Source organism: Aeromonas sp. FDAARGOS 1409 (assembly GCF_019048705.1).
GTDB classification, from domain to species: Bacteria; Pseudomonadota; Gammaproteobacteria; order Enterobacterales; family Aeromonadaceae; genus Aeromonas; species Aeromonas sanarellii.
This window is the reverse complement of record NZ_CP077395.1, coordinates 2,423,472-2,440,617: the sequence shown is the minus strand read 5'-3', so window position 1 is coordinate 2,440,617 and position 17,146 is coordinate 2,423,472. Positions and strand designations below refer to the sequence as shown.

At 60.1% G+C, this 17,146-nt stretch carries 16 protein-coding genes and 2 tRNA genes; 2 read left to right on the top strand and 16 right to left on the bottom strand.

The annotated features are described in order from the left end of the window. Position 1: 1 nt before the first annotated feature. The 15 genes from pnp to rlmE all read right to left on the bottom strand — a co-directional run bounded on the left by pnp (position 2) and on the right by rlmE (position 15,449). Positions 2–2,146 carry a polyribonucleotide nucleotidyltransferase gene (gene pnp, locus I6L39_RS11610; protein ID WP_216989729.1) on the bottom strand — a complete coding sequence of 715 codons (2,145 nt, stop codon included), beginning with the start codon at positions 2,144–2,146 and terminating at the stop codon, positions 2–4. A 180-nt stretch (positions 2,147–2,326) separates the two neighbouring features. Next, the gene (gene rpsO, locus I6L39_RS11605) at positions 2,327–2,596 is read right to left on the bottom strand and encodes a 30S ribosomal protein S15 (protein ID WP_042078876.1); all 270 of its coding nucleotides are present in this window, start codon (positions 2,594–2,596) and stop codon (positions 2,327–2,329) included. Positions 2,597–2,740: 144 nt separating this feature from the next. Continuing rightward, positions 2,741–3,700 carry a tRNA pseudouridine(55) synthase TruB gene (gene truB / locus I6L39_RS11600; RefSeq protein ID WP_216989728.1) on the bottom strand — a complete coding sequence of 320 codons (960 nt, stop codon included), beginning with the start codon at positions 3,698–3,700 and terminating at the stop codon, positions 2,741–2,743. Position 3,701: 1 nt separating this feature from the next. Then, positions 3,702–4,136: a 30S ribosome-binding factor RbfA gene (rbfA, locus tag I6L39_RS11595; protein ID WP_042078874.1), complete on the bottom strand. Its 435-nt coding sequence runs from the start codon at positions 4,134–4,136 to the stop codon at positions 3,702–3,704. A gap of 55 nt (positions 4,137–4,191) precedes the next feature. Beyond that, entirely contained in the window at positions 4,192–6,894 is a 2,703-nt protein-coding gene (gene infB / locus I6L39_RS11590) for a translation initiation factor IF-2 (protein WP_042078873.1), read from the bottom strand. A 20-nt stretch (positions 6,895–6,914) separates the two neighbouring features. Continuing rightward, complete coding sequence (gene nusA / locus I6L39_RS11585; RefSeq protein ID WP_042078872.1) at positions 6,915–8,417, bottom strand: transcription termination factor NusA; 1,503 nt, start codon at positions 8,415–8,417, stop codon at positions 6,915–6,917. 14 nt (positions 8,418–8,431) lie between these two features. Continuing rightward, entirely contained in the window at positions 8,432–8,890 is a 459-nt protein-coding gene (gene rimP, locus I6L39_RS11580) for a ribosome maturation factor RimP (RefSeq protein WP_042078871.1), read from the bottom strand. Positions 8,891–9,056: 166 nt separating this feature from the next. Continuing rightward, positions 9,057–9,133: transfer RNA gene (locus tag I6L39_RS11575), tRNA-Met, on the bottom strand. Positions 9,134–9,224: 91 nt separating this feature from the next. After that, positions 9,225–9,309: transfer RNA gene (locus I6L39_RS11570), tRNA-Leu, on the bottom strand. A gap of 7 nt (positions 9,310–9,316) precedes the next feature. Further along, positions 9,317–9,643 (bottom strand): preprotein translocase subunit SecG, encoded by a 327-nt coding sequence (gene secG, locus I6L39_RS11565; RefSeq protein ID WP_216989727.1) that lies wholly within the window; start codon positions 9,641–9,643, stop codon positions 9,317–9,319. After that, positions 9,644–10,408, bottom strand: a complete 765-nt coding sequence (gene tpiA, locus I6L39_RS11560) for a triose-phosphate isomerase (RefSeq protein ID WP_216989726.1) — start codon at positions 10,406–10,408, stop codon at positions 9,644–9,646. A 131-nt stretch (positions 10,409–10,539) separates the two neighbouring features. Further along, the gene (gene glmM / locus I6L39_RS11555) at positions 10,540–11,874 is read right to left on the bottom strand and encodes a phosphoglucosamine mutase (RefSeq protein WP_216989725.1); all 1,335 of its coding nucleotides are present in this window, start codon (positions 11,872–11,874) and stop codon (positions 10,540–10,542) included. Between the two features lie 18 nt (positions 11,875–11,892). Then, a complete protein-coding gene (gene folP / locus I6L39_RS11550) occupies positions 11,893–12,738 on the bottom strand; it encodes a dihydropteroate synthase (RefSeq protein WP_216989724.1) in 846 nt (281 codons plus the stop codon). Positions 12,739–12,821: 83 nt separating this feature from the next. Then, positions 12,822–14,774: an ATP-dependent zinc metalloprotease FtsH gene (ftsH, locus tag I6L39_RS11545; RefSeq protein WP_042078868.1), complete on the bottom strand. Its 1,953-nt coding sequence runs from the start codon at positions 14,772–14,774 to the stop codon at positions 12,822–12,824. Between the two features lie 45 nt (positions 14,775–14,819). Then, on the bottom strand, positions 14,820–15,449 hold the full coding sequence (rlmE, locus tag I6L39_RS11540; RefSeq protein ID WP_010675375.1) for a 23S rRNA (uridine(2552)-2'-O)-methyltransferase RlmE: 630 nt from the start codon (positions 15,447–15,449) through the stop codon (positions 14,820–14,822). A gap of 97 nt (positions 15,450–15,546) precedes the next feature. Here rlmE and yhbY point away from each other — a divergent pair, with 97 nt between their 5' ends. Further along, on the top strand, positions 15,547–15,843 hold the full coding sequence (gene yhbY, locus I6L39_RS11535; protein ID WP_042078865.1) for a ribosome assembly RNA-binding protein YhbY: 297 nt from the start codon (positions 15,547–15,549) through the stop codon (positions 15,841–15,843). A 105-nt stretch (positions 15,844–15,948) separates the two neighbouring features. Continuing rightward, positions 15,949–16,542, top strand: coding sequence for a hypothetical protein (locus tag I6L39_RS11530; RefSeq protein ID WP_042078864.1), 594 nt, complete (start codon positions 15,949–15,951; stop codon positions 16,540–16,542). A gap of 46 nt (positions 16,543–16,588) precedes the next feature. Here I6L39_RS11530 and greA read toward each other — a convergent pair whose 3' ends face one another. Next, positions 16,589–17,065 carry a transcription elongation factor GreA gene (gene greA / locus I6L39_RS11525; RefSeq protein ID WP_042078863.1) on the bottom strand — a complete coding sequence of 159 codons (477 nt, stop codon included), beginning with the start codon at positions 17,063–17,065 and terminating at the stop codon, positions 16,589–16,591. Positions 17,066–17,146 lie beyond the last annotated feature (81 nt).

The window sequence follows — 17,146 nt, the reverse complement described above, 5'->3', positions numbered from 1 at the left end:
CTTATTCGGCAGCCGGTTCTTCCACGGCAACGGCGGCGGCGGCCGGAGCGGCAGCAGCTTCGGTCGGGGCGTTCGCTTCCTTGATGGAGAGACGCACGCGGCCCTGACGGTCCACTTCCAGTACCTTTACCTTCACCACGTCACCGATCTTCAGGTAGTCGGCCACGTTCTGCACGCGCGCATCGGTGATCTGGGAGATGTGCACCAGACCGTCCTTGCCCGGCAGGATGTTGACGAAGGCACCGAAGTCGGCCAGACGGACAACCTTGCCTTCGTAGATGCGGTTCACTTCGATCTCGGCGGTGATGGCCTCGATACGGCGGATCGCTTCCTTGGCGGCTTCACCGTCGACGGCGGCGATGCGGACGGTACCGTCGTCATCCAGCTCGATGTTGGTGCCGGTCTCTTCGGTCAGCGCGCGGATCACGGAGCCACCCTTGCCGATGACGTCCTTGATCTTCTCCGGGTTGATCTTGATGGTGTGGATGCGCGGGGCGAAATCGGAGATCTCGGCACGCGGTGCCTGGATGGCTTCGTCCATCACCTTCAGGATGTGCAGGCGAGCACCACGAGCTTGCTTCAGGGCAATCTCCATGATCTCCTTGGTGATGCCTTCGATCTTGATGTCCATCTGCAGGGCGGTCACACCTTCGGTGGTACCGGCAACCTTGAAGTCCATGTCGCCCAGGTGATCTTCGTCACCCAGGATGTCGGACAGCACGACGAAACCTTCTTCTTCCTTCACCAGACCCATGGCGATACCGGCGACGGAGGCCTTGATCGGCACACCGGCATCCATCAGCGCCAGGGAGGAACCACAGACGGAGGCCATGGAGGAGGAGCCGTTGGATTCGGTGATTTCAGAGACCACGCGTACCACGTACGGGAACTCGTCGGCGCTCGGCATCACGGCGGCAACGCCGCGCTTGGCCAGACGGCCGTGACCGATTTCGCGGCGCTTCGGGCTGCCCATCATGCCGGTCTCACCGACGCAGTATGGCGGGAAGTTGTAGTGCAGCATGAAGCGATCGGCGCGGTTGCCGGTCAGCTCGTCGATGTTCTGGGCGTCACGCTCGGTACCCAGGGTGGCAACGACCATGGCCTGGGTTTCACCACGGGTGAACAAGGCGGAGCCGTGGGCACGCGGCAGTACGCCAGTGGCGACGGACAGGGCGCGGATCATCTCGGGATCGCGACCATCGATGCGCGGCTCGCCGCGAACGACGCGGCCACGGACGATGCGGCTTTCCAGGCTGTGGAACTCCTCGCCGATCTTCTTGGCATCTTCTTCCACGCCGGAGGCGATGACCTGCTCGACCACGCGGCCCTTGATGGCGGCGATGGTTTCATAACGCACAGCCTTCTCGGTGATGCGGTAGGCTTCACCCAGTTCAGCTGTGGCCAGCTCGGCAACCTTGGCCTTCAGCGCTTCGTTGACGGCAGGCGGAGTCCAGTCCCACGGCTTGGTGCCGACGTCGGCAGCGAATTCGTTGATGGCGTTGATCACGGCCTGCATCTGCTCGTGACCGTAGACCACGGCGCCCAGCATCACCTCTTCGGAGAGGATGGCCGCTTCGGATTCCACCATCAGCACGGCGTTGACGGTACCGGCAACCACCAGGTCCAGATCGCTCTGCGGCAGTTCGGTGGTGGTCGGGTTCAGCACGTACTGGCCGTTCATGTAACCCACGCGGGCTGCACCGATCGGGCCGCCGAACGGGATGCCGGAGATGGCCAGCGCCGCGGAGGCACCGATCATGGCAACGATGTCGGGGGAAACGGCCGGGTTCACGGACATGACGGTGGCAACCACCTGAACCTCATTGAGGAAGCCTTCCGGGAACAGCGGACGGATGGGACGGTCGATCAGACGGGAGATGAGGGTTTCACCCTCGCTCGGACGGCCTTCACGACGGAAGAAACCACCCGGGATACGACCAGCAGCATAGGTACGCTCCTGATAGTTGACGGTCAGCGGGAAGAAATCACGGCCGTGATCGGCCTCTTTCTTGCCTACGACGGTCACGAAGACACAGGTATCGTCCATGCTGACCATGACGGCCGCAGTGGCTTGACGGGCCATCACACCGGTTTCCAGTGTGACGGTGTGTTGACCGTACTGGAATGACTTTACAATAGGATTCACGTGAATTTCCTTTTAACAATTTGGCGCTTTAAATTCGCGTGCAAGTATACTTGATTCGCATCAAAAGGTAAGCGCGGACGTTAATTCTGTGAGGCAGGCAACGGCCTGCATCCCGTTTGAAACGGGCCATAAAAAAGGGGAACCTCACGGTTCCCCTTTTTCGCGAAATCTGATGGTCGATTAACGACGCAGACCCAGCTTGGCGATCAGAGCGGCATAACGCTCGGAATCTTTACGCTTCAGGTAGTCCAGCAGCTTACGACGCTGGGAAACCATGCGCAGCAGACCACGACGACCGTGGTGATCCTTGGCGTGCTCCTTGAAGTGACCTTGCAGATGGTTGATCTGGGCAGTCAGCAGGGCAACCTGCACTTCGGGGGAACCGGTGTCGTTGGCGCCACGAGCGTTGTCAGCAACGATTTGCGCTTTGATCTCAGCATTTAGAGACATGATGTTACTCCAGTAGAGTGTTTAAAGGTTCACAGCCAATCTCTAATTCAGCCGTGAAATGAGGGCGGTATCATAATCGCCCCCGTCACTTTTCGCAACGGGAAAGAGGCACAACGGCCAACACGCCTCGATACCGCCTGAGGATCACTCCTCGTCGTGTTCGTCGTGATAGCGCACCAGACGCTTGGGCGCCACGCGCCCCTCGTCGTCGATCTCGCCCACCCCGATGAACTCGCGTTCCGGGCCGACCGTCATGCGGACCTGGCCGCTCTGCGGCGCACCCGCCACCTGAACGGCCTGACCCTGGTTCACGTAGGCGGCCACCGCCACCTGCATGTTCACCTCGGGCAGGGAGGCCACGGCGGTATCCATCGGCAGCAGCAGGGGATCCAGCTGCTCCCGCGGCGGGATGCCCTCCGCCTTGGCCTGCTCGAAGATGCACTCGAGCTGCTCCAGGGTCAGCATCCGCTCGTACGGGTAGCTGGCCACCTGGGTGCGGCGCAGCTGGGTGACGTGCGCGCCACAGCCCAGCACCTCGCCGAGATCGTCCACCAGGGAGCGGATGTAGGTGCCCTTGCTGCAGTGCACCTCGAGGCGCACCTCATCCCCCTCGAAGCTCAGCAGTTTGAGCTCGAAGATGGTGATGGGACGGGCTTCCCGCTCGATCTCGATGCCCTCGCGGGCGTACTCGTAGAGCGGACGGCCGTTGTGCTTGAGGGCGGAGTACATGGACGGCACCTGCATGATGGGGCCGCGGAACTGGTCCAGCGCCTCGATCAGGGTGCCCACCGCCACGTTCACCGGCCGGGTGGAGACCACCTCGCCGTCGGAGTCGCTGGTGTTGGTACGCTCGCCGAGCTTGGCGGTCACCTCGTAGCGCTTGTCCGCTTCCAGCAGGTACTGGGAGAACTTGGTGGCTTCCCCCAGGCAGATCGGCAACATGCCGGTCGCCAGGGGATCCAGGGCGCCGGTGTGGCCGGCCTTGGCGGCGTTGTAGATCCGCTTGACCTTCTGCAACACATCGTTGGAGGTCAGGCCGGTGGGTTTGTCCAGCAGCAGGATGCCGTGCACGTCACGGCCCTTGAAACGACGTCTTCGAGACATCTCAGGCTTTGTCCTCAGTAGTGTCATCCGGTGCGGCATCGCTCTCGTCACGACCGGCTTCGGTCATGCGGCGCTTGTCTTCCCGCACAGTGTTGGTCACCAGGTTGGAGAGGCGCATCCCCTCGACCAGGGTCTGGTCATAGTAGAAACGCAGCTCCGGCACCACCCGCAGGCGCATGGCGCTGCCAAGCAGGCTGCGGATGTAGCCGGCGGCTTCGGTCAGGCCCTTGAGCCCTTCCGCGATGCGCTCGGCATCGTTCTCCAGCTGCAAGAAGGTGACGTAAATCTTGGCATAGTTCAGATCCTTGGACACTTCCACATCGGAAACCGTCACCATGCCGATGCGCGGGTCTTTCACCTCGCGCTGCAGGATCAGCGCGATTTCACGCTGGATCTGCTGCCCGACCCGACGGGTCCGGCTGAATTCTCTGGCCATATTCTATCCTGCGATAAAAGGGGGCCGCGGCCCCCTATTTTGTATAACGCTCGGCTTACAGAGTCCGCTGGATTTCAACGGTCTCGTAAACTTCGATCTGGTCGCCTTCGCGCACGTCGTTGTAGTTCTTGACCGCGATGCCGCACTCGTAGCCGTTCTTGACTTCGTTGACGTCATCCTTGAAGCGACGCAGGGATTCCAGCTCGCCTTCGTAGATGACCACGTTGTCGCGCAGAACGCGAATGCGGTTGGAACGCTTGACCACACCTTCGGTAACCATACAGCCGGCCACGGCGCCAAACTTCGGCGACTTGAAGACGCTGCGCACTTCCGCCAGACCGATGATCTCCTGACGGTACTCGGGGGCCAGCATGCCGCTCATGGCCTGCTTCACTTCGTCCAGCAGGTCATAGATGACGGAGTAGTAGCGCAGATCCAGGCTCTCGGCCTCGATGACCTTGCGGGCAGAGGCGTCGGCACGGACGTTGAAGCCCACCAGGATGGCGCTGGACGCGGCAGCCAGGGTGGCGTCGGTCTCGGTGATGCCACCCACGCCGGAACCCACGATCTTCACCTTCACCTCTTCGGTGGAGAGCTTGACCAGGGCGTCGCAGATCGCTTCCACGGAACCCTGTACGTCGGCCTTGATCACCACGTTCACTTCGGACACTTCGCCCTCGGTCATGTTGGCGAACATGTTCTCCAGCTTGGCCTTCTGCTGGCGAGCCAGCTTGACTTCGCGGAACTTGCCCTGACGATAGAGTGCCACTTCGCGGGCCTTCTTCTCGTCACGCACGACGGTGGCTTCGTCACCGGCAGACGGAACACCGGACAGGCCGAGGATCTCGACCGGCAAAGACGGACCCGCTTCCTTGATCTCGCGACCCAGTTCGTCACGCATGGCGCGCACACGGCCGTACTCCAGACCGCACAGCACGATGTCGCCCTGACGCAGGGTACCTTCCTGCACCAGCACGGTAGCAACCGGGCCACGGCCCTTGTCCAGGAAGGACTCGATCACGACGCCGCTGGCCATGCCGTCGACCACGGCCTTCAGCTCCAGCACTTCAGCCTGGATCAGGATGGCCTCCAGCAGGTCGTCGATGCCCTGACCGGATTTGGCGGAGACGTGCACGAACTGGCAGTCGCCACCCCAGTCTTCCGACATGACGTTGTAACGGGCCAGCTCGGTCTTGACGCGATCGGGATCCGCTTCCGGCTTGTCGATCTTGTTGACCGCCACCACCAGGGGCACTTCGGCCGCCTTGGCGTGCTGGATCGCTTCGATGGTCTGCGGCATGACGCCGTCATCGGCAGCCACCACCAGTACCACGATATCGGTCGCTTTGGCACCACGGGCACGCATGGAGGTGAACGCCGCGTGACCCGGGGTATCCAGGAAGGTGATCATGCCACTGTCGGTTTCGACGTGGTAAGCACCGATGTGCTGGGTGATGCCGCCGGCTTCGCCCGCGGCAACCTTGGCCTTGCGGATGTAGTCCAGCAGGGAGGTCTTGCCGTGGTCGACGTGACCCATGATGGTCACGACAGGGGCGCGCGGCTTGGCTTCGGAGGTCTCGTCACGATCGCTAAGTACCGCCTCTTCCAGCTCGTTCTCGCGGCGCAGCACCACCTTGTGACCCATCTCCTCGGCGACCAGCTGGGCGGTCTCCTGGTCGATCACCTGGTTGATGGTGGCCATGGCGCCCATCTTCATCATCACCTTGATGACTTCGACACCCTTGACGGCCATCTTGTTGGCGAGTTCCGCCACTGTGATGGTCTCGCCGATGACGACGTCGCGGTTGACCACGGCCGCCGGCTTGTTGAAGCCGTGCTTCATGGCGTTCGGCATGGCCATCTTGCCACGCTTGCCCTTGCGAGCACGCGGATCGCGGGAGTTGCGGTCGTTGCGGTCATCTTCGCGGCGGCCGACCTTCTTCGGAGCCTTGGCAGCGGCAGCCGTGCGACGGCTGGTCTCTTCCTTGCGATCCAGCTCATCTTCCGCCGCTTGCGCGTGCTTGTTGGTGGTCAGATGGTAATCGCTGCTCTCTTTGGCACGAGCCGCCTCTTCCTCGGCCCAGCGGGCCGCATTCTGTTCCGCCATGAGACGAGCCTCTTCGGCTTTCTTCGCGGCGAGTTCTTCAGCTTTTTGCAAAGCTGTCTGTTCCTGTTGGCGCTTCAGTTCTTCTGCTTCGCGCTTGGCCATCTTTTCTGCCTCTTGCTGAGCTGTGCTACTGGCTGCTTTGGCGGGCTGTTGAGCCTGTCGAGCCTTTTGTTGTGCCTCGATCCGCGCCTTTTCCTCAGCTTCACGACGAGCCTGCTCAGCCTCACGGCGAGCCTTCTCTTCAGCGTCGAGGCGGGCCTTCTCTTCGGCCTCGCGACGAGCTTTTTCTTCTGCTTCCAAACGCGCTTTTTCCTCGGCTTCCGCCTGACGCTGTTCATCTTCCAGCGCCGAGCGTCTTACATAGGTGCGAGACTTGCGCACTTCTACCTGCACTTCCTTGTTCTTGCCGCCAGTACCTTGAACACTCAGGGTGCTCTTGGTCTTGCGCTGCAAGGTCATGCGGGCAGGGGCGGCAACCTCGTCACCTCCATGCTGTTTCTTCAGATGGGCCAGCAGAGTCTGCTTCTCGGACTCGCTGACCAGGTCGTCGGCCTTGCTCTTGCTGATACCGGCATCGACAAACTGCTGGAGAAGACGATCAACCGGTGTGTCGATGTCAGTGGCAAGTTGTTTGACTGATACTTCTGCCATTCATTTTCCTCCGTTTGATCTTAACTAGACTGCTCTTCTCCGAACCAACAGATATTGCGAGCAGCCATAATCAGCTCACCTGCCTTCTCGGCGGTCAGCCCTTCGATGTCGGCAAGGTCATCAATGCCTTGCTCTGCCAAATCTTCCAGGGTGCCGATGCCGCGCGCGGCCAGGGCGTACGCCATGTCACGGCCGAGGCCGTTCAGATTGAGCAGTTCTTCGGAAGGTTCGACACCTTCAAAGGATTCTTCTTTGGCCAGGGCCTTGGTGGTCAGGGCATCCTTGGCGCGCTTGCGCAGCTCTTCGACCATGTCTTCATCCAGACCGTCGATGGCCAGCAGCTCGTTGACCGGCACGAAGGCGATCTCCTCCAGAGTGGAGAAGCCCTCTTCCATCAGCAGGCCGGCGAAATCGTCGTCGATGTCCAGGGTGCTGGTGAACAGGGTCATGATGCGGTCGTTCTCGGCCTGGTGCTTGGCACGCATGTCCTCGACGGTCATCACGTTCAGCTCCCAACCGGTCAGCTGGGAGGCCAGACGCACGTTCTGACCGTTGCGACCGATGGCCTGGGCCAGGTTGGCGGCTTCCACGGCGATGTCCATGGTGTGGTTGTCTTCATCGACGATGATGGAGGCCACATCGGCCGGCGCCATGGCGTTGATCACGTACTGGGCCGGGTTGTCATCGTACAGCACGATGTCGGCGCGCTCGCCGCTCAGCTCGGCGGAAACCGCCTGAACGCGGGCACCGCGCATGCCGATACAGGCACCGATCGGGTCGATGCGACGATCGTTGGTCTTCACCGCGATCTTGGCGCGGGAACCCGGGTCACGGGCGGCCCCCATGATTTCGATCATCTCTTCGCCGATCTCCGGTACTTCGATGCGGAACAGCTCTTTCAGGAAGTCCGGGCTGGAGCGGCTGACGAACAGCTGGGAACCACGGGCTTCCGGACGCACGGCGTACAGCAGGCCGCGGATGCGGTCGCCCGGGCGGAAGGTCTCGCGCGGCAGCATGTCGTCGCGGAAGATCACGGCTTCGGCGTTGCTGCCGAGATCCAGGATCACGTTGTCGCGGTTGCTCTTCTTGACCACGCCGCTGATGATGGTGCCTTCCTTGTCCTTGAACTGGTCGACGACCTGGGAGCGCTCGGCCTCGCGCACTTTCTGCACGATGACCTGCTTGGCGGTCTGGGTGGTGATACGGTCGAAGGTCACGGAGTCGATCTGATCTTCCACGTAGTCGCCAATCTGGATATCCGGCTGCTCGATCTGAGCCGCTTCCAGGGTGATCTCGGCGTAGGGGTTTTCCATCGCAGCCTGATCCGCGATGACGACCCAGCGGCGATAGGTGTCGTAGTCGCCGGTCTTGCGATCGATCTCGACCCGCACTTCAATCTCGCCTTCGTATTTTTTCTTGGTCGCAGTCGCCAGCGCAGTCTCCAGAGCCTGGAAGATCTTCTCGCGGGGGACAGCCTTCTCGTTGGACACTGCGTCAACGACCAGCAAAATCTCTTTATTCATATCCGATAGCCTCGTTAACCAAAGTTCGGCACTATGTTCGCTTTTTGGATATTGGTGAAAGCCAACACCTCGTCCTTACCATCTACCGTCAGGGTGATCATGTCCCCCTGCACGGCTTTGATTACGCCTTTGAACTTGCGGCGGTTGTTTGTTGCCATCCGAAGCGAAACCGCCGCCTCCTGGCCAACGTATTTTTCGAACTGGGCGACCTTGAACAGCGGACGATCCAGACCCGGGGAGGAGACTTCAAGGTAGTACTCCTCGGTGATGGGGTCTTCGACGTCCATGATGGCGCCGACCTGGCGGCTCACCTCGGCGCAGTCTTCCACCGTCACACCTTGCTCCGCGTCGATGAAAACGCGCAGGGTCGAGTGTTTGCCCGCACGGACAAATTCGATACCCCACAGTTCAAAACCCAAGGCAACGACAGGAGCCTCGAGCAGATCGGTCAAACGTTGTTCCAACGTAGCCAAAGTCACCCTCCGAAAAACAAAAAAAGGGCATATAGCCCAGATAGAAATAGAGTCAGAATAAATCGCACATAACAAAAAGCCCCGATGTCAAATCGGGGCTTGGCGCTTTACCCTGATTGTCGCCTCGCAGCGACCGCCTTCCTGAGCGTAGGAAATGCGTGAAATTTGGTTGCGGGGGCCGGATTTGAACCGACGACCTTCGGGTTATGAGCCCGACGAGCTACCATGCTGCTCCACCCCGCGTCCGAAATCGTGCGAGATTATAGCCACTTCACTCTCATCACACAAGACTGACTGGCTATAACACCCCGGTCACCCGGGTTCACTGCTTAATTGGTGCCGTGGGCGGGACTCGAACCCGCACACCCTAGAGCACTACCCCCTCAAGATAGCGTGTCTACCAATTCCACCACCACGGCAAAACTCTTACTCGGGAACGTCAGTGTCTTTCTTCACTGGCGCTTTGCTCTGCTCAACCTGTTGGGTCTGTTGCAGATTTTCCCATTCACTACCCTGTTTTACCTTGTTGCTCGACATGGATCCGAGCACCAGGCTAATCAAGAAGAACAGAGTAGCCAAAATCGCTGTTGTGCGGGTCAGGAAGCTGCCTGAACCACCAGAGCCGAATACGGTATTCGATGCCCCTGCGCCGAAGGAGGCGCCCATATCAGCCCCTTTACCTTGCTGAACCATCACCAGACCAATCAAAGCCAGCGATACCAGCAGATAAACGACCAAAAGAATCTCGTACATTTAACTTGCACCCTTTGCCGCTTCAACGATTCCTAAAAACGCCTTGTCATCGAGACTTGCGCCACCAATCAGACCGCCGTCTATGTCGGGCTGGGCAAACAAATCCTGTGCATTGGCCGGCGTCACGCTCCCACCATAGATGATTCTGACTTTCTCACCTATTACCGGAGTATCCTCCGCCAAGCGACCGCGTATAAAGGAATGAACCTCTTGTGCCTGCTCGGGTGTGGCGCATTTACCTGTACCTACAGCCCAAATCGGCTCGTAGGCGATGATAGCATTATCGAAAGCCATCGCGCCATTTTTCTCTATGACGATGTCCAGCTCTTCGGCAATCACCTCGAAGGTTCTTCTTGCCTGCCTCGCCGCCCCTGACTCACCCAGACAGAGTATGGGTACCAGGCCTGCCGCTCTGACTGCCGCGAACTTCTCCGCGACGATGAAGCTGGTCTCACCAAAGAGACGCCTGCGCTCAGAGTGGCCAACCAGTACGTATTGGCACCCTGCCTCGACCAGCATCTCACACGAGACTTCCCCCGTGTAAGCGCCCTGTCTGTGCTGGCTCACATTCTGAGCCCCCAACTTCATCACCCTCTGCTCATTGAGCAGAGCGGCCGTGAAGTCGAGATGCACATGGGATGGACACAAGACCACGTCTACTCGTTCATCAATGCGCTCTAGGCACTGACCAGTAAACTGCTCTAACTGCGACCTACTACCGTGTAACTTCCAGTTGGCTGCTACAAACGGCTTGCGATGTCCCATCGGCAACTCCCTTGCGAAAGCGGGGCTGATAATATCCAGAGGATGCTCAGCTGACAAGTGCTATTTTCAAATTTTCGAATCGTTTGAACAAGATACAACCAAGGCGACTAAAAAGCCGCCTTGGTTGTTCATTAAAACGCCGATTCGACCCGTTGTGCGATGCGTGTGGCCATGTCACGCACCTGTTGCTCGTGTTCCCCTTCCACCATGACCCGGATCAGCGGCTCTGTCCCGGATTTGCGCAACAGCACGCGACCACGTCCGGCCAGCTCCTGCTCCACCGCGGCTACTTCCTGCTGAACGGCGTCCGATGCGAGCGGATCCTTGCCTTCGGCGAAGCGTACATTCACCAGCACCTGGGGGAATTTGCTCATGCCGGAGCGCAGCTTGGCCAGCGGCATCTCGGCGGTGCGCATCGCAGTCAGCACCTGCAGGGCGGCGACGATGCCATCCCCCGTAGTGGTCTGATCCAGGCAGATGATGTGACCCGAGTTTTCACCGCCGATGCGCCAGCCCTTCTCGTTCATCATCTCCAGCACATAGCGGTCACCCACCTTGGCGCGGGCAAACGGGATGCCGAGGGTCTGCAGCGCCAGCTCCAGCCCCATGTTGGCCATCAGGGTACCCACCACACCGCCCTTGAGACGACCGTTGCGCAGCGCATCCCGGGCGATGATGTAGAGGATCTCATCCCCGTCGATGATGTAGCCAGTACCATCCACCATCACCAGACGATCGCCGTCACCGTCGAAGGCGACACCGAGATCGGCCTTGCACTCCAGCACCTTGGCGGCCAGCGCCTCCGGTGCGGTGGAACCGACGCCGTCGTTGATGTTGAGGCCATCAGGGCTGCAACCGATGGCGATCACTTCGGCTCCCAGCTCGCGGAAGACGGAAGGGGCGATGTGATAAGTTGCACCGTGGCCGCAGTCCACCACCATCTTCAGCCCTTCCAGGCTCAGGTTGGAGGGGAAGGTACTCTTGCAGAACTCGATGTAGCGGCCGGCCGCATCGTCGATGCGCTGCGCCTTGCCGAGTTCGGCGGACTCCACGCACTTGAGCTCGTGATCCAGTTCGGCCTCGATGGCCAGCTCGACGTCGTCAGGCAGCTTGGTGCCGTCGGCGGAGAAGAACTTGATGCCGTTGTCGTAATAGGGGTTGTGGGATGCGCTGATGACGATGCCGGCCTCGGCACGGAAGGTGCGGGTCAGGTAGGCGACGGCCGGAGTGGGCATGGGCCCCATCAGAATGGCCTTGAGACCGGCGGCGGAGAGGCCTGCCTCCAGCGCCGACTCCAGCATGTAGCCGGAGATGCGGGTGTCCTTGCCGATCAGCACCTTGCGGGTGCCCTTCTTGGAGAGCACCTTGCCGGCAGCCCAGCCGAGCTTCATCACGAAATCTGGGGTGATCGGGTATTCACCCACCTTGCCGCGCACACCGTCGGTGCCGAAATACTTTCTGGTCATTGTCTGTTTCTCGTTTTTCTATTTGGATACGAAATCTTGTCCCGTCATGGTCATCCAGCCGACACGCAGCGCATCCATGGTGGCGCGCACGTCGTGCACCCGGATGATCCTGGCCCCTTGTTGCAACCCGATCAGGGCACAGGCCAGGCTGCCGGCCAGCCGTTCATCGACAGGGCAGCCGAGCAGGTTGCCTATCATAGACTTTCGCGACATGCCCACCAAGAGCGGCAAACCGTAATCAAGCAACTTGTGCTGCTCGGCCAGCAGCCGATAGTTGTGGGCCAGGGTCTTGCCAAAGCCGTAACCCGGGTCCAGCAACAACCGCTCGCGCGGGATCCCGGCCGCCAGGCAGGCTGCGATCCGCTCGTCAAAGAAGGCCCTCACCTCTCCCACCAGATCGTCGTAATGGGGCTCTGCCTGCATGGTTCTGGGCTGCCCCTTCATATGCATCAGGCACACCGGCACACCCGCCTCTGCCGCGGCGTCGAGCGCTCCCGGTTCCTGCAAGGCGCGCACATCGTTGATCAGGTGGGCGCCGGCGGCACAGCCCGCCGCCATCACGGCCGCCTTGGAGGTATCGAGGGAGACCATCACATCGAGCTCCTTCACCATCCGCTCGACGACGGGGATGACCCTGTCCAGCTCTTCCTGCTCGCTCACGTCGGGGGCACCGGGGCGGGTCGATTCGCCACCGATATCGATAAGGGTCGCCCCATCGGCCACCATCTCGCTGGCATGGCCCAGCGCCAGATCGATCCGCTTGAAGCGACCGCCATCGGAGAAGGAGTCCGGCGTCACATTGAGAATGCCCATCACATGGGGGCGATCCAGAGAGAGGCTGCGCCCCTTGCTGTCTAGTTGCATCTTTTCATCCACCTGCATCAGAACATCTGACTATCCGCACAAAGAAAAACCCCGGGCGAGCCCGGGGTTTGGATCATGACAATTTATTTGGCCGGGACATCGTTCGCCTTGTCGACGTCGCTCAGTGGCGCCTTGCTGTCATCGGCCGGAGCCTTGACTTCGGACCCGTTGCCCACAGTGGCGCCACCTTGCGGGGTGTCACCGTGTTCATCGTGCCAGTTGCTGGGGGCGCGGACCTCGCGGCGGGCCATCAGATCGTCGATCTGCTTGGCATCGATGGTCTCGTACTTCATCAGCGCGTCTTTCATGGTGTGCAGCACATCCATGTTGTCCAGCAGTATCTGTTTGGCACGATCGTAGTTGCGATCGATGACCTGCTTGACCTCGGCATCGATGATGCGAGCGGTGTCGTCGGACATGTGCTTGGCCTTGGCCATGCTGCGACCGAGGAAGACTTCACCGTCCTCTTCCGCGTAGAGCATGGGACCGAGGCGCTCGGACATGCCCCACTGGGTGACCATCTTGCGGGCAATCTCGGTGGCGCGTTCGATGTCGTTGGAGGCACCGGTCGATACCTTCTCGGCACCGTAGATCAGCTCTTCCGCCAGACGACCGCCGTACAGACTGGAGATCATGGACTCCAGGTGCTGCTTGGAGTGGCTCCAGCGATCCTGCTCCGGCAGGTACATGGTCACACCCAGCGCGCGGCCGCGCGGAATGATGGAAACCTTATAGACGGGATCGTGATCCGGTACCACACGACCGATGATGGCGTGACCCGCCTCGTGATAGGCCGTCATCTCCTTCTCGGATTCCTTCATCACCATGGAGCGGCGTTCCGCCCCCATCATGATCTTGTCCTTCGCCTTCTCGAACTCCAGCATGGAAACCACGCGGCGGCTCTCGCGTGCGGAGAACAGGGCAGCCTCGTTGACCAGGTTGGCCAAATCCGCACCGGAGAAACCGGGAGTACCGCGGGCGATCAGGGCCGGGTTGACGTCATCCGCCAGCGGCACCTTGCGCATGTGTACCTTCAGGATCTGCTCGCGACCGCGCACATCCGGCAGTCCGACCACCACCTGGCGGTCGAAGCGGCCCGGACGCAGCAGGGCGGGGTCCAGTACGTCGGGACGGTTGGTGGCGGCGATGACGATGATGCCCTCGTTACCTTCAAAGCCATCCATTTCGACCAGCATCTGGTTCAGGGTCTGCTCGCGCTCGTCGTGACCACCGCCCAGACCGGCGCCACGCTGGCGACCGACCGCGTCGATCTCGTCGATGAAGATGATGCAGGGGGAGGACTTCTTGGCCTGCTCGAACATGTCGCGGACACGGGAGGCGCCCACACCCACGAACATCTCGACGAAGTCGGAACCCGAGATGGTGAAGAAGGGCACCTTGGCCTCGCCTGCGATGGCCTTGGCCAGCAGGGTCTTACCGGTACCGGGAGGACCTACCAGCAGTACGCCGGTCGGGATCTTGCCGCCCAGTTTCTGGAATTTGCTCGGGTCGCGCAGATAGTCGACCAGCTCCTTGACCTCTTCCTTGGCCTCGTCACAGCCGGCGACGTCGGCGAAGGTGGTCTTGATCTGATCTTCACTCATCAGGCGAGCCTTGCTCTTGCCAAACGACATGGCACCCTTGCCACCGCCGCCCTGCATCTGACGCATGAAGAAGACCCAGACACCGATCAGCAGCAGCATCGGGAACCAGGAGATGAAGATGGAGGTGATCAGAGACGGCTCTTCCGGCTTCTCACCCATCACCTTGACGTTGTGATTGAGCATGTCGTTGAGCAGCTGGGGATCCGGCGCAGGGATGATGGTAGTGAAACGTTCACCGGTGCGCTTGACGCCATTGATGACCTTGCCATCCATCCGCACTTCACGGATCTGCTCTTGGGTCACTTCTTTCACGAAGCTGGAATAGTCCAGCTGGCGACTGGTGGTATCGCTGGGGCTGAAGCTATTGAACACCGACATCAGCACGACGGCGATGACCAGCCACAGGATTAGGTTTTTCGCCATGTCACTCAAATCAATGACCTCGCAGACTGACAGTTAACGATGAGGGTTAGGGTACTACAGTTTAAAACCGGTAGCCACAATGTAGACTTCTCGTGAACGGGCACGGGACGAGTCGGGTTTACGAATCTTGACGACAGAGAAAAGTCTACGTATTTCATTGAGATAGGCATCAAACCCCTCCCCCTGGAACACCTTGACCACGAAGCTGCCGTTACTGCTCAGGACCTGATTGCACATGTCCAGCGCCAGCTCGACCAGATACATGGCACGGGCCTGATCCACCTGCTGGGTACCGCTCATGTTGGGTGCCATGTCAGACATGACCACATCCACCTTGTCAGGGCCGACGCGTTCCAGCAGGGCGCCGAGGACAGTTTCCTCCCGAAAGTCCCCTTGCAGGAAATCGACACCGGCAATGGAATCCATCGGCAAGATGTCGCAGGCGATCACCCGCCCCTTGTCGCCCACCTGGTCGATGGCAAATTGGGACCAGCCACCGGGGGCCGCCCCCAGGTCCACCACCGTCATGCCAGGCTTGAGCAATCTGTCCTTGCCCTGGATCTCGTCGATCTTGAAAACGGCACGGGAACGCAACCCCAGCTTCTGGGCTTTTTTGACGTATTGGTCGTCGAAATGTTCTTTTAACCAGCGGGTTGAACTGGGGGAACGTTTTTTCTGGGTCATGATTGTCGACTTTAAAAAACCACAAGGGTTATTAGTATTAAGGGCTAAGTGGGGGTAGAATACGCCCCTTTCAACCCTGACTTATGAAGAAATTGCCATGATTCTCAACAATAAACAGAAACAGTACCTCAAGGGCCTTGCCCACAGCCTGAAGCCGGTCGTCCTGCTGGGACAGCACGGTCTGACCGAAGGGGTGCTGGCCGAGATCGATCTGGCGCTGAACCACCACGAGCTGATCAAGGTCAAGGTGTCGTCTGAAGATCGTGAGATGAAGCAGCTGGTAATGGATGCCATCGTCCGTGAGACCGGCGCCATCAAGGTACAGAGCATGGGCCATGTACTGACCATCTATCGTCAGGCCAAAGAACCCAAAATCCAGTTGCCGCGCAAGTAACAGGAAAGAGCATTCGCTCTTTCCTTCATTTCCCTTCTTCCCAAGTCGCTTGCCAAAATAGCCGTCAGGCCCTTAACCTGCGATGAATAGTCGCGGACACCCACTATGGACAAGCATCAGCTTCTCACCGATGAAGAACTGGCCATGCTGCGGGACCTGGGCAAGAGCGAGGACCAGGCTGCCGGCCAGTTCCTGCGAGGCAATCTGCCCCTTCCCCTGCAGAGCCTGCTGCAACGCGCCACCCCTCTGACACTCGAGGCCCGCATCGCCGGCCACCAGCTGCGTTTTCCGCTGCACTGCACCCAGGCCGCGGAGGGCCACGCCGAACTGCGCATCGCCGCCCCCACCATCACCGAGCTTGGCTCGCCTCATCTGCGCGCCTGGCGCCTCGAAGAGCACGCTGTGCTGCGCAGCGGGGATACCGAGTATGAGGTGCACAGCCTCTCCCTCGGCGGCCTCATAGTGGCGGGCCTGCCCGCATCCATGGTCAGGGGCGATCCCCTGAACGGCACCCTCTGCATCGAGGGGCTCTCCCCCCTGGCGATGACGGGCAGCCTGATCAGGCATGTGGATACCAACCAGAGCCAGCATGACTGGGCCGTGCAATTTCGACTGGACAAGGACGATCAGGAACAGCTGCGGGACTGGCTCTTCCAGCGTCATCAGGACGCCTTCGTCCAGGCCTATCAGGGGGAGTAAATGCAACAGGGGAGCCCGGCTCCCCTGTCTCTTCCGCCCCTCAGACTCAGAGGTAGGCGACTTCCAGGATCTCGTACTCCACGTCACCACCAGGGGTCTTGACGATGGCGACATCGTCCACTTCCTTGCCGATCAGGGCGCGGGCAATGGGCGAGTTCACGGAGATCATGTTCTGTTTGATGTCCGCCTCGTCGTCACCCACGATGCGGTACACCACTTCCTCTTCCGTCTCGCTCTTGAGCAGGGTCACGGTGGCGCCGAAGATGACGCGGCCATTGTTGGCAATCTTGGTGACATCGATCACCTGAGCGTTGGAGAGCTTGCCTTCGATTTCCTGAATGCGGCCTTCACAAAACCCCTGCTGCTCGCGGGCGGCATGGTATTCGGCATTTTCTTTCAGATCGCCGTGTTCACGGGCATCAGCAATCGCTTCGATAATCTGGGGACGCAGCTCGGTCTTGAGATAGTCGAGCTCCTGGCGCAGCTTTTCGGCGCCGCGAACAGTCATCGGAGTATGATTCATAGTCGAAACCTGGGTTGCTTTATAAAGAGAAGCTGCGGCAATCAAAAGAGAGCCGCAGCTGTCGGTTCGGATGGGGCATCT